General features: G+C 37.6%; 14 protein-coding genes and 1 tRNA gene. 7 read left to right on the forward strand and 8 right to left on the reverse strand.

Translation table 11 applies throughout. The features are described 5' to 3' along the window. Positions 1–34: 34 nt before the first annotated feature. The 4 genes from RM529_RS13885 to RM529_RS13900 form a co-directional block, all read right to left on the reverse strand. Positions 35–943 (reverse strand): cation diffusion facilitator family transporter, encoded by a 909-nt coding sequence (locus tag RM529_RS13885; RefSeq protein WP_311485369.1) that lies wholly within the window; start codon positions 941–943, stop codon positions 35–37. After that, on the reverse strand, positions 944–1,378 hold the full coding sequence (rpiB, locus tag RM529_RS13890; RefSeq protein ID WP_311485370.1) for a ribose 5-phosphate isomerase B: 435 nt from the start codon (positions 1,376–1,378) through the stop codon (positions 944–946). It abuts the gene before it with no gap. A gap of 516 nt (positions 1,379–1,894) precedes the next feature. Beyond that, positions 1,895–2,137: a putative signal transducing protein gene (locus tag RM529_RS13895; RefSeq protein ID WP_311485371.1), complete on the reverse strand. Its 243-nt coding sequence runs from the start codon at positions 2,135–2,137 to the stop codon at positions 1,895–1,897. Between the two features lie 32 nt (positions 2,138–2,169). Continuing rightward, on the reverse strand, positions 2,170–2,334 hold the full coding sequence (locus RM529_RS13900) for a hypothetical protein (RefSeq protein ID WP_311485372.1): 165 nt from the start codon (positions 2,332–2,334) through the stop codon (positions 2,170–2,172). A 229-nt stretch (positions 2,335–2,563) separates the two neighbouring features. On the opposite strand from RM529_RS13900, the gene rnr reads away from it, so the two are divergent. The 3 genes from rnr to RM529_RS13915 are packed head-to-tail and all read left to right on the forward strand — an operon-like array spanning position 2,564 to position 6,204. Beyond that, positions 2,564–4,765, forward strand: coding sequence for a ribonuclease R (rnr, locus tag RM529_RS13905; protein ID WP_311485373.1), 2,202 nt, complete (start codon positions 2,564–2,566; stop codon positions 4,763–4,765). A 6-nt stretch (positions 4,766–4,771) separates the two neighbouring features. Then, positions 4,772–5,449: a head GIN domain-containing protein gene (locus RM529_RS13910; RefSeq protein WP_311485374.1), complete on the forward strand. Its 678-nt coding sequence runs from the start codon at positions 4,772–4,774 to the stop codon at positions 5,447–5,449. Positions 5,450–5,469: 20 nt separating this feature from the next. Continuing rightward, entirely contained in the window at positions 5,470–6,204 is a 735-nt protein-coding gene (locus RM529_RS13915; protein ID WP_311485375.1) for a LysE family translocator, read from the forward strand. A 45-nt stretch (positions 6,205–6,249) separates the two neighbouring features. Here RM529_RS13915 and RM529_RS13920 read toward each other — a convergent pair. Together RM529_RS13920 and folB are read right to left on the reverse strand one after the other, a co-directional pair. After that, positions 6,250–6,320, reverse strand: a tRNA-Cys gene (locus tag RM529_RS13920). A gap of 49 nt (positions 6,321–6,369) precedes the next feature. Continuing rightward, positions 6,370–6,726 carry a dihydroneopterin aldolase gene (gene folB / locus RM529_RS13925; protein WP_311485376.1) on the reverse strand — a complete coding sequence of 119 codons (357 nt, stop codon included), beginning with the start codon at positions 6,724–6,726 and terminating at the stop codon, positions 6,370–6,372. Positions 6,727–6,885: 159 nt separating this feature from the next. Between folB and RM529_RS13930 the strand changes: the two genes are divergently transcribed. From RM529_RS13930 to RM529_RS13945, 4 genes are all read left to right on the forward strand, one after another. Continuing rightward, positions 6,886–8,568 (forward strand): glutamine--tRNA ligase/YqeY domain fusion protein, encoded by a 1,683-nt coding sequence (locus tag RM529_RS13930; RefSeq protein ID WP_311485377.1) that lies wholly within the window; start codon positions 6,886–6,888, stop codon positions 8,566–8,568. 127 nt (positions 8,569–8,695) lie between these two features. Then, the gene (locus RM529_RS13935) at positions 8,696–9,115 is read left to right on the forward strand and encodes a YtxH domain-containing protein (protein WP_311485378.1); all 420 of its coding nucleotides are present in this window, start codon (positions 8,696–8,698) and stop codon (positions 9,113–9,115) included. Positions 9,116–9,123: 8 nt separating this feature from the next. Then, complete coding sequence (locus RM529_RS13940; protein ID WP_311485379.1) at positions 9,124–9,468, forward strand: phage holin family protein; 345 nt, start codon at positions 9,124–9,126, stop codon at positions 9,466–9,468. A gap of 6 nt (positions 9,469–9,474) precedes the next feature. Further along, positions 9,475–9,711, forward strand: a complete 237-nt coding sequence (locus RM529_RS13945) for a DUF6327 family protein (RefSeq protein ID WP_311485380.1) — start codon at positions 9,475–9,477, stop codon at positions 9,709–9,711. Between the two features lie 103 nt (positions 9,712–9,814). Here the strand turns inward: RM529_RS13945 and RM529_RS13950 are convergent, their stop codons facing one another. Together RM529_RS13950 and gltX are read right to left on the reverse strand one after the other, a co-directional pair. Further along, a complete protein-coding gene (locus RM529_RS13950; protein ID WP_311485381.1) occupies positions 9,815–10,816 on the reverse strand; it encodes an SPFH domain-containing protein in 1,002 nt (333 codons plus the stop codon). A gap of 149 nt (positions 10,817–10,965) precedes the next feature. After that, positions 10,966–12,483 carry a glutamate--tRNA ligase gene (gltX, locus tag RM529_RS13955; protein ID WP_311485382.1) on the reverse strand — a complete coding sequence of 506 codons (1,518 nt, stop codon included), beginning with the start codon at positions 12,481–12,483 and terminating at the stop codon, positions 10,966–10,968. Between the last annotated feature and the right edge of the window lie 78 nt (positions 12,484–12,561).

Below are 12,561 nucleotides of genomic sequence, written 5' to 3' on the forward strand. Positions count from 1 at the left end.
AATTTTGATTTTTATATTCATTCAATTCAAATTTTTAATCCTGTACAACAAGATCTTTATCATCACATTTTCCGAATTCGGGCTGTATATTCACGTGATTGATGTTGAAGTTATGAAACACCAAATGCTCTATTTTTTCAAGAATAACATCAAATTGCGACAGGGAAATATCTTCATTAAAATCTATATGAGCCTCCAGATGCGTTTCCTCTTCGTTTAACTGCCAAACATGCACGTGATGCACATTTTTTATTTCGGGAATTTCACTTATTTTTTTTACAATTTCTTCAAGGGCAAGATCATCTGGCGTAAATAACATTAACACTCTTACCGAAGATTTCAATAGATCCCAGCCAACGACTATCAAATAAATAGCAATTCCCAACGTAAGAGCACTATCTATCCAGAATAGCTGAAAATACTTCATTAAAATACCTCCAATTAAAACTGCTACAGAAGCCATTAAATCTGTTAACAGATGCAGGTAGGCAGAGCGCATGTTCATGTTGCTGCTACTGTCCTTCTTTAAAAGCAAAACGCTGAAGCCATTTCCCGCTATAGCTAAAATCGAAAGCCATATTACAAGATTTGAATCAATCTGGGGTGGTTCCTGAAATCTCTGTCCAGCCTCGTTTATTAATAGAACAGCCACAACTATAAGTGTAGCTGCATTTACGAAAGCAGCAATTATTTCAGCTCTCTTAAATCCAAAAGTACGGGTTAGGGAGGCCTCTTTTTTTACAAGTTTATTGGCTATATAGCTTATAATAAGCGATACAACATCACTAAAATTATGTAAGGCATCAGAAAGGAGTGCAAGGCTACCACTCAACAGTCCGCCAATTACCTGTGCGACCGTGATACCAATATTTAGAACAATAGAAATCAACAGGTTTTTTCCCTGTACTTCATGAGAATGATTATGGCTGTGAGAGTGGCCCATTTATTCTTTTGAAGGAATTTTATCTATCCGCTCCTGGTGTCTACCTCCTTCAAAGCCGGTGTTTAAAAAAGTTTTTACCATATCGATAGTCTGATGTACAGAGACAAAACGCGCAGGAACGCTAAGGATATTAGCATTATTGTGACTTCTTGCAAGCTCTGCAATTTCTGCAGTCCAGCAAAGTGCAGAACGGATTGCCTGGTGTTTATTGGCAGTCATATTCGCGCCGTTACCACTACCACAAATTATAATTCCAAAATCGGCTTTGTTGTTACTAACATCTTCTGCCACCGGATGAACAAAATCTGGGTAATCCACACTGTCTTCAGAATTTGTCCCGTAGTTAATAACTTCAATACCTTTATTTCCAAGGTATTGTACTACTTTTTCTTTGTAACCGGTTCCTGCGTGATCGTTTCCTATTGCTATTTTCATCTTTATCATATTAGAAAATCAAAGGTAAAAAAAGCCTTTTTAACCCCCACGATTTTGAATTGTTAATTACTTTCTGAAACACCTTTATTTTCAGCTACTTCTAATTGACAATACTATGTGGATAACCGGGGATGAGAATCTCACAATCTTTTTTGGTGAAGAAGAAAATAATTTCAATAGCAAAAATTAAACGGGATATCGAAGAAATAACTCCGTCTTTTTTGCGCAACTTATAAGCAGTCAAATTTATCTTATAAACATCTGTTCACTGGAAAAGAATTAAGAATTTATATTAACATTTGCTTATTTGCATCTGTTAAGTAATTCTTAAAATATAAAGACTATCAAGGCTTTATATTTTATTAGCGCTGTTGATAAACTGTTATGAAAAAATCACAAGTGAAATAACAAACAATTCCCTAAAAAATTGTTCTACAAGTTAACACACTATCATAACCTACATTTTTAGATTTTTAAAAAAGAAGAAATAAATAATAATATAATAGCTGTTAACAACTAGACTATTTTAAGGTGAGAAGATCTGTCTTGAAATGAATCCAGGATCTTTTTAGCGTCGGTGATATCTTCGGGATGGACCATAAGCTTAATCCCGCCAAGGGCATTTGAGTAACAGGGAAAAATGCCAATAAACAGTTCATTCTGAAGGAAATAACGAATGTTTTCCTCATTAAAAATGGATTGAATTACCAGATATTCATGAGGATAAGTGAAGGTTGCAAGGCAACTAAAATTTTTCATAGCAGCAAAGAATAGCCCTATAAATATACTACTTAATCCTGAATGGTTAAAGAGGTATCCTGCAGATCTACAGTAGAAAAGATAGGATCTGCACTGGAGTTTTTATCTAATGATCTGTTGATGTATGCAACAAACCCAATCACTCCTAAAATAAAAATAAAAAGAAGTGATATTTTATTTGGCTTACTCAAACCCATAGTTTTACTTTTAATTTTTAAAGTCTAAGGGAGAGACTCGTATACAAATTTAGTAATACTTTAAGATAATTATAACGTTTTACAATATTATTGTAGTTCATTTACTTACATAACATTTGCATTGTCTGACACTTATGGATAAAAATCGCTCTTAGACGATTCATAAAACTTTGCACTCAAAAATCTTTAATGTAACTTTTAAGCTGTAATTTTATCGTTTAAATAATTTATGAAGAAAAAGAAGAGAAACAGCTCCAGTAAAAATCTTGGTGACCTATCCAAGAAAATTATAGATATTCTAAGGAAAAATGCAGGTAAAGCATATAATTACAAACAAATAGCTTCAATTTTAGGAGTAGATGATCCCGGGAGCAGGAACGAGATCACAAAAAAACTTGCCCAGCTTGCTGCAAAAAAAGAAATTGAACAGGTTGAACGGGGTAAATTTAAAATTGAAGGACGTAAAAATTATTATCAGGGGAAACTGGATATGACCACCAAGGGTTATGGTTACGTGATGGTTGAAGATCTGGCAGATGATGTTTTTATTCCTCAGAACTATCTTAACACGGCCTTTCATGGAGATGAAGTAGAGATTTACATCTATAACAACAGGAGAAAAAGGAAATCTGAAGGTGAGGTAACCAAAGTTATTAACAGGAAAAGAACAGAATTTGTCGGCATCCTGGATTTAAAGAAAGATTTTGGGTTTGTAAGAATAGATGACTCCAAGATGTACACCGACTTTTTTGTGCAGAAGAATAAGATCCAGGATGCGAAAAATGGTGATAAGGTTGTTGTAGAAATGGAAGAATGGCCTGAAAAAGCCGATTCACCATTTGGTAAAATTACAAAAGTACTCGGTACGCCGGGAGAACACCAAACCGAAATTCACGGAATTTTAGCTCAGTACGGGCTTCCACATGATTTTCCTACTGAAGTTGAAGAATTTGCAAATGAGATAGACACTTCTATCCAGGAATCGGAAATCAAGAAGCGCCGCGATATGCGGGATGTTCTCACTTTTACGATAGATCCCAAAGATGCCAAGGATTTTGATGATGCACTAAGTTTTCAGAAGCTCAATAATGGGCATTTTGAGGTAGGCATTCATATTGCAGATGTTTCCCATTACCTAAAACCGGATACAATTTTGGATGAAGAAGCTTATGAAAGGGCAACTTCTGTATATCTGGTAGATAGGGTAGTGCCTATGTTACCGGAAATTCTTTCCAATAATGCCTGTTCCCTTAGGCCTAACGAAGAAAAATATACATTTTCGGCAGTTTTTAAGATTGATAAGAATGCGAAAGTTGTAGACCAATGGTTCGGACGAACCGTTACCTATTCAGATGCACGTTTTGCTTATGAAGAGGCACAACATATTATCGAAACCAGGGGAGGAGACATTCCTGCTGGTGTTTCTATAAAAGAAGATGCTTATAAAGCCGATGAAAACATTGTAGAAGCTGTTTTGGAGCTTAACGGACTGGCAAAAATAATGCGCTCGCGCAGAATGCGGGAAGGGGCAATTTCTTTTGATAAAGTAGAGGTTAAATTCCAACTTGATGAGCAAAATGAACCTGTTGGCGTATTCTTTAAAACCTCAAAAGATGCCAATAAACTTATAGAAGAATTTATGCTTCTGGCTAACAAAAAAGTAGCAGAGTTTATCGGAAAACAAGATCCAAAAAAGACTTTTGTATATCGTTGCCATGACGAACCCGATGATGCTAAGCTTGCATCTTTGCAAACTATAGTTTCAAAATTTGGCCATAAACTTAATTTAAAGGATAAAAATGCAATTGCTTCTTCATTAAATTCCCTATTGGTGGATGTTCAGGGGACAAAAGAACAGAATATGGTGGATACCCTTACCATCAGAACGATGAGTAAAGCGTATTACGGAACAGAAAATATTGGTCATTACGGTTTGGCTTTCGATTATTATACACACTTTACTTCTCCAATTAGACGTTATCCAGATGTGATGGTGCATAGATTGTTACAGCGTTATCTGGATAATAATCCGTCTGCCAGTCAGGATGAGTATGAAGAAAAATGTCATCATAGCAGTGATATGGAAGGCCTGGCTACCAGTGCAGAGAGGGATTCCATTAAGTACATGCAGGTTAAATTTATGCAGGATCACCAGGACGAAGATTTTGTAGGGGTAATTTCAGGAGTGACAGACTGGGGTATCTTTGTGGAAATTCTCGAAAATAAATGTGAAGGAATGATCAGGCTTAGGGATTTAAAAGATGATCATTACGAATTTGATGAGGAAAATTATGCAGTGGTAGGCAGGAAAACTAAAAAAGTCTACCAGTTGGGAGATGAAGTTTATGTAAACGTAAAAAATGCCGATTTGCTGAAGCGTCATCTCGATTTTAATTTACTTGGTTTAAAAGAAGAAGTCGAAAACAAATAATTTCAGATGAAAAAGATCACTTTTCTGTTTTTGTTGTTCAGCAGTATGCTATCAGCGCAGGAAATAGTTCAGGAATTAGAAGATTTTTCCGAAGTAAAAGTTTACAATGGTTTAGAAGTAGAACTCCTTGCCGGTAGTACAAACAGAGCCGTTATAGACGGGCAGAGCAAGGAAGAAGTGAATATTACTTCCGAAGATGGAGTTCTTAAAGTAAAAATGAGACTGGATAATATCTGGAAACCTGATAATACCAGGATAAGGATTTACTACAACGAATTGCAAAAATTGAATGTTTTCCAAAGTTCTGTAGTACGACTGAAAGACAAAATCAAACAACAGGAATTTGAATTTCAAGTGCAGGAAGGATCTCTGATTTTTGCAAATGTTGATGTTCAGGAATTGAATTCCGGGGCTTTTACAGGAGGAGAAATTGATGTAGAGGGAAAAGCTGTCAATCAGGATATTACCATACGCGCAGGAGGCAAATTCTACGGAGGAAATTTAGAATCTGAAAATGTCGCAATTGGGATAAGTGCCGGTGGGGTAGGAGACATTAAGGCTTCCAATAAAGTTACAGCCAAAGTACGGGCAGGGGGAACTGTAAACGTTTATGGCAATCCTGAAGTGATAGATAAACAAACGCTGCTCGGCGGGAAAATTATAAGAAAAAACCAAAGCTTTTAATTGGGGAACATATCGAAATTATGTTACAGGATATTTTAGCAGGTTTGCCATTAGGTCTCTTTCTGGCTTTTTTATTTGGGCCTGTTTTTTTTGTTTTATTGGAAACTGCGGCTATAAAAGGCTTTAGAGCGGCACTAGCTCTGGATTTGGGGGTTATAGTGGCAGATATAGTCTTTCTTTTTATCGCTTACTTTAGTACTAATAAGTTACTGAATAGTATAAAAGATGACCCGGGCCTGTTTATCTTTGGAGGTGCTATTCTTATGACCTACGGTTTAATGAGTTTTATACGTACAAAAAAGGTTTTTCAAAGGGAAGAAGAGGAAACTCCGGAAATCAGAAAACTCAGTAAAAGTGACTATTTAGGTCTGGCAGCAAAAGGTTTTCTGCTTAATTTTATAAATGTGGGAGTCCTAGGTTTCTGGCTTGGGCTGGTAATCGTTTTTACCCCAAAAATGGATATGGAAACCAACAGGATTATCCTTTTTTTCTCTTCGGTTTTAGGAACTTATCTCATTGTTGACATCCTTAAGATTCTACTCGCCAAAAAGTTGAACCATCAATTAACTCCAAATCGTATTTATTATATGAAAAGGGGTATTAGCGTCCTGCTTATTTTCTTTGGAGGTGTTCTTATTTTCCAGGGAGCGTTTCCAGACCAGGCGGGTGAAATTAAGGACCAGATAGAGACCATTGCCGAAAATGGCAATTTTCGGGACATCATTAGTAACATGGGGAAGTTTAATAACGGATAAATTACAAAAAGAAAAAGCTCCCTTACTTAAAAGGAAGCTTCTTTGAGGCATCGAGCGGATTCGAACCGCTGTACAAGCTTTTGCAGAGCTCTGCCTAGCCACTCGGCCACGATGCCATTTTCTGGATGGCAAATGTAGTAAAAATTTAATTTCTAAAACTAATATCTAACGGGATTTACTCCTGCTAACAGTTACCATCGCCACATTTCCGCCAATGGGAGGATTAATTTTAGAAACTTCAACCTTTACTTTTTGCACAAGAATTATTTCTTCCAGGGTCCGGTTAATTATCCTTTCTGCCACATTTTCAAGCAGTTTGGAGCGTATAGCCATCTCTTCCTTTACTATTTTATTTAAGTGCACATAATCTATAGTGTCGCCAAGGCTATCGGTTTTGGAAGAATGAGATAAATCACCTTTTACGCTTAGATCTACGCGATAGTCGCTGCCAATTTTACCTTCTTCGTCCAGGCAACCGTGATAAGCAAATATTTTTATGTTCTTAAGTTTTATTTTTCCCACGTCTGTTTTTTTACAAATATAACTGCTGAAGGAGTTTATGCTACAATTTTACTTTCATAAATTCCCAAATGTAATTTTAAAAAATATAGATTCTTATCCTTTTTGAACATTCGCGGACATCTTATTTTTGATAACTTTGTTTATTATTTAAACACAACTATGTCTGAAGCAAAAAGATCACTCAATTTTATTGAGCAAATTATAGAAGAAGATCTAAAATCTGAATATAAAAAAGAAGATCTGAAATTTCGTTTTCCGCCGGAACCAAACGGTTACTTGCATATTGGCCATGCCTCGTCCATTTGTCTCAATTTTGGACTTGGGGAGAAATATGATGCTCCTGTTAACCTTCGTTTTGACGATACCAATCCCATTAAAGAAGAGCAGGAATTCGTAGATGCCATTAAACGAGATGTAGAGTGGCTTGGCTTTAAATGGGCTAAGGAGTGTTATGCTTCAGATTATTTTCAGCAGCTTTATGACTGGGCGGTAGAGCTTATCAAAAACGGATATGCTTATGTAGACAGTCAAGATTCAGAAGCAATTGCTGAACAAAAAGGAACACCAACAGAACCCGGAAAAGAAAGTCCGTACCGAAGCCGTTCCGTAGAAGATAACCTTGCTCTTTTTGAAAAAATGAAGAACGGCGAAACATCTGAAGGTGCGCATGTTTTACGTGCTAAAATAGATATGGCTTCTCCAAATATGCTTATGCGCGACCCGGTAATGTATCGTTGTTTGCACAAGAGCCACCATCGTACCAAGGACACCTGGAAAATTTACCCCATGTATGACTGGGCTCACGGTGAAAGCGATTTTATTGAACATATTTCGCACTCTTTCTGTACGCTGGAATTTCTTCCGCATAGAGAATTGTACAACTGGTTTGTGGAGAAAGTGAGTAAATCCGGAGAATTGAAACCGAAACAACGGGAATTTGCCCGTCGAAATTTAAGTCATACTGTTGTGAGCAAAAGAAAATTACTGCAGTTGGTTGAAAAAGGAGTGGTAAATTCCTGGGATGATCCCAGAATGCCTACTATTTCCGGGTTAAGAAGAAGAGGTTATACACCAGATTCTATTCGGAATTTTGCTGAATCTATTGGAGTCGGGAAGCGGGAAAATATTATTGATGTTGCCCACCTGGAGTTCTGTGCCAGGGAAGATCTCAACAAAACCGCACCGCGTGTAATGGCTGTTTTGGATCCTGTTAAGCTTGTAATTACCAATTATGAGGAAGGGAAAGAAGAATGGCTGGAAGCAGAGAATAACCCGGAGGATGAAAGTGCAGGAACACGAAAATTGCCATTTTCGAGGGAGCTCTATATAGAACAGGAAGATTTTAAAGAAAGTGCTAACCGCAAATTCTTCAGGCTTACTTTGGGGAAAGAGGTACGATTAAAAAATGCATACATCATCAAGGGCGAGGATGTTGTAAAGGATGAGAAAGGAAATATTATTGAAATTCACTGTACCTACGATCCAAAGAGTAAAAGCGGTAGCGGTAGTCCGGAATCCCTTCGGAAGGTGAAGGGAACGCTGCACTGGGTTTCTGTAAAACATGCTATTGAAGCTGAAGTAAGGCTTTACGATCGTCTTTTTTCTGAAGAAACTCCTGATGCTAATAAGGAGAAGGACTTTGTAGACCTCATAAATCCGGAATCGCTTAAGGTTATAAAGGGTTATTTAGAACCAAGTCTTCAAGAGGCAGAGATAGAGGAGAAGTTTCAGTTCCAGCGTATAGGTTATTTCTGCGTTGACCAAGATTCTACAAAAGAGAACCTAATTTTTAATCGCACAGTCACTCTAAGGGATTCCTGGACTAAAAAGTCTGGTAACTAAGCTGTTTAAAGTTTTCTTTAAGAATACTTTAGCATAGGAAATTAACATATTAACCGGTTATTAACAGCGGCAGAGTGTCTGTTCCCGTATCTTTGTAAGTAGTAATAACTAAATCAACAAAACAACTATGGCAAATACAGGAAGCACTTTACTCGCATTAATTACAGGCGCTGCAATTGGAGCAGGAGTAGGCGTATTGTATGCTCCCGGAAGTGGAGAAGAAACCAGAAAGAAGATAAAGAAAGATGCTGAAAAAGCACAAAAAGATCTTAATAAGAAATATAAAGAAACTTCATCTAATTTAACAGAAAAGGCCAAAAAAGCCCGTACAGATTTTGAAACCCGTCTTGAAGAGACACTTTCTTCAGCTAGTTATAAGGCAGATGATATCTTGTCTGCACTAGAATCTAAGTTGGAAGAGCTAAAGAAGCAAAATGCAAAGTTGCAAAAAGAGGCAAGAAACGGTAGCTCAGAAGCTTCGGGGCAATTGAAAGCCGGAGATCCCGTAACAGGAGAAGCAGGTAAAACCGGAAAAGCCGTAGTATAATTTAGCGTATGGCATTTGAAAAATTAAGCGACAGCATAGCGGAATTAAAGGAAAATCTTCGATCTTTTTCCCAAAGTAACGCTGAATATTTTAAATTAAAAGCCTTTAAAGGTGGAGTAAAAGGTGTTACCGCTGTGGTAAACATTTTACTCCTGTTTTTCTTTGGCGTGTTTGCTTTAATTTTTCTCTCCATTGCAGGCGCTATTGCTATAAGCGTGGCACTTGATTCACCTAGCGCAGGATACTGGATAGTTGGTGGGTTTTATGTTTTTTTGGTAATACTTGTAATCCTGCTAAGAAAGAAAATTGGAAAGCTGATCCTTACCAAAGCGTCAGAATCCTTTTTTAAATAAATTGTTATGAAAAAGAGATATACTTCTTATGATCAGATTGACAGGGATCTTAAGATTATGAAACTTCAGACAGATATAGATAAGGAAGAAGTAAAGCTAAGTATCGATCAGGTGAAATCTAATGTATCTCCTGCCTCTATAGCCAGTGACCTTTTCGGTTCCATGATCCAGAAGGCTCTTATTCTTAAAGCAATTTCAAAAATTTTCGGAATAAAGAAAATGGTTGCAGGTTCAAAAAAGTAATTACAGCCGAATAATTTTATAAAATAGGAAGCCTTTGAAATTTATTTTTCAAAGGCTTTTTTCATGTGCACACAACCTTAAAACATCTTCGGATGCACACGTTTTATTCAATCTTCTGTTCATCATCGTTATCCTCTCTTTCCTTTTCCCGGGCTAATTCTTTGTTGCTCCTGGCTTTTTCAAATTTTTCCTTGTTCTTTTCTTTCATAGCCTCACCAATTTGGTTGGATGCGGTGAAGGAAGCAACCATGTTATTCAGCATTTCACTACCTGCCTGTGGGGAATTGGGTAATAAGATAAGGTTACTGTTAGTTTCTTCTCCAATGGCTTGTAGCGTATCGTAGTGTTGTGTTACCACGATGAGGGCAGAGGCTTCCTGGGAGTTTATTCCCACGTTGTTCAGTACATCCACGCTTTCTTCCAGTCCGCGAGCAATTTCCCGACGCTGGTCTGCAATTCCCTGTCCCTGGAGGCGCTTGCTCTCTGCTTCGGCACGGGCTTTGGCCACGATCTTTATCCTATCTGCTTCAGCAACAAATTCCGCAGCTACTTTTTCTCTTTCCGCGGCGTTAATACGGTTCATTGCGGCTTTTACCTGTACATCGGGATCTATATCTGTCACCAGCGTTTTTATAATATCGTATCCGTAATCCTGCATGGCCTGATTTAATTCCCGGTTTACGGCTACTGCAATATCGTCTTTACGTTCAAAAACATCGTCCAGCTTCATTTTAGGCACTTCTGCCCGCACAACATCAAAAACATAGGCGGTAATCTGGTCGTGTGGACTTTCGAGCTTGTAAAACGCGTCATATACGTTTGACTTTACTACCTGGAATTGTACCGAAATTTTCAGCTTAACGAATACATTGTCTTTTGTTTTAGTTTCTACGAGTACGTCCAGTTGTTGCACCTTCAGGTTTATTCTTCCGGCAATACGGTCGATAATTGGGATTTTGAAGTGCAGACCGGAATTTCTGATGCTTAAAAATCTTCCGAAGCGTTCCAGGATTGCCGCAGATTGTTGTTTTACGGTAAATATTCCGGAAAAAAGAATTACCAGAACAATTAAACCGAGTAGAGGTAATAGAATGAAGCTTGCCATTGTTTGAGAATTATTGATTGCGGAAATATAGGAAATATTGATTTATGATGAGGATGAAAGAATGTGCACAAAAAACCCGGATTCTTTTAAAATCCGGGTTTCAAATAAGTTTCCGTAGAATTGTATCACGGGTATATTCCTCTAAAGATCTAATCCAGTGTAGAAATTGCACTTTTAATTCTGTTAATCGTTTCTTCCTTTCCAATAAATTCTGCAATTATGTAAAGGTCCGGTCCCTGCATTGCACCTACCAAGGCAAGACGTAAAGGCTGCATCACTTTTCCAAAGCCGACTTCTTTTTGTCCAATCCACTGCTTTACAGTCTCCTGTAAATTTCCAGATGACCAGTTGTCTGTATTTTGTAAAACAGGTATTAGCTCTTCCATTAAAGCACTGGTATCTTCTTTCCAGGCTTTTTTAGAGTTTTTAGGATCATAGGAACTAGGAGACATAAAAAAGAAATGGCCCTGCTCCCAGAGATCTTCAACAAAAACAGCACGTTCTTTTATAAGGGCGACAACATTTTTCACATAATCTTCTTCCGGGGAAAAACCTTTTTCCTTTATTAACTTCTGAAATTCTGAAGCTAGAAAGGTATTATCTGCTTCCTGAAGATAATGCTGCTGAAACCATTTTGTCTTTTCAGGATCAAATTTTGCACCTCCTTTATGCACTCTGGAAAGCTCAAAAGCCTCTACGAGTTCATCAATTTTAAAGAATTCCCTTTCGGTACCCGGATTCCATCCTAAAAATGCAAGCATATTGGTAACAGCTTCGGGAAAAAAGTCTTCTTCACGATATCCAGAAGAAATTTCTCCAGACTTAGGATCTTTCCATTCCAGTGGAAATACGGGGAAGCCCATTTTATCACCGTCACGTTTGCTTAATTTTCCTTTTCCCTGTGGCTTTAAAATAAGTGGCAAATGGGCAAAAATAGGAGCCTGCCAGCCAAAGGCACGATATAACATCACGTGTAAAGCCAGGGACGGTAACCATTCTTCACCTCTAATAACATGAGTAATTTCCATTAAATGATCGTCCACAATATTTGCCAGGTGATAAGTAGGCATTCCATCACTTTTGTACAAAACTTTGTCATCTAAAATGCTGGTGTCAATCTCCATTGCACCGCGAATCTCGTCTTTTATATGCAATGTTTCATTTGCAGGAGATTTAAAACGTACCACATAAGGTTCTTCTGCATCCAGTTTTTCCTGAACTTCTTTTTCTGAAAGGGAAATGGAATTTGAAAGTTTTTCCCTGTTATGCCAGTTATAGATAAAAGTTTTTCCTTTGGCTTCATGATCTTTTCTATGATCATCAAGAGCTTCAGCGGTATCAAAAGCATAATATGCATTTCCCGATGCTATCAGCTTTTCAGCGTATTCTTTATAGATTTCTTTGCGCTCACTCTGGCGGTAAGGACCAAAATCACCTTCTTTTCCGGGACCTTCATCAAACGGAATTCCGCACCAGTTTAAGGCTTCAACAATATAATCTTCAGCACCTTCAACATAACGGTTTTGATCTGTATCTTCAATGCGAAGCAGGAAGTCACCCTTATGTTTTTTTGCAAATAAATAATTAAATAAAGCCGTTCTCACCCCGCCTATATGTAGAGGTCCTGTTGGACTGGGAGCAAAACGTACACGCACTTTAGTGGCCATAGAATTAGATTTTAACAGCAAAGATACAACCTTAATTATGCAATCCTAAATCATTTGGAATTTCAGTTTTGCTGTAAA

The organism is Autumnicola edwardsiae (assembly GCF_031846505.1).
GTDB classification, from domain to species: Bacteria; Bacteroidota; Bacteroidia; order Flavobacteriales; family Flavobacteriaceae; genus Autumnicola; species Autumnicola edwardsiae.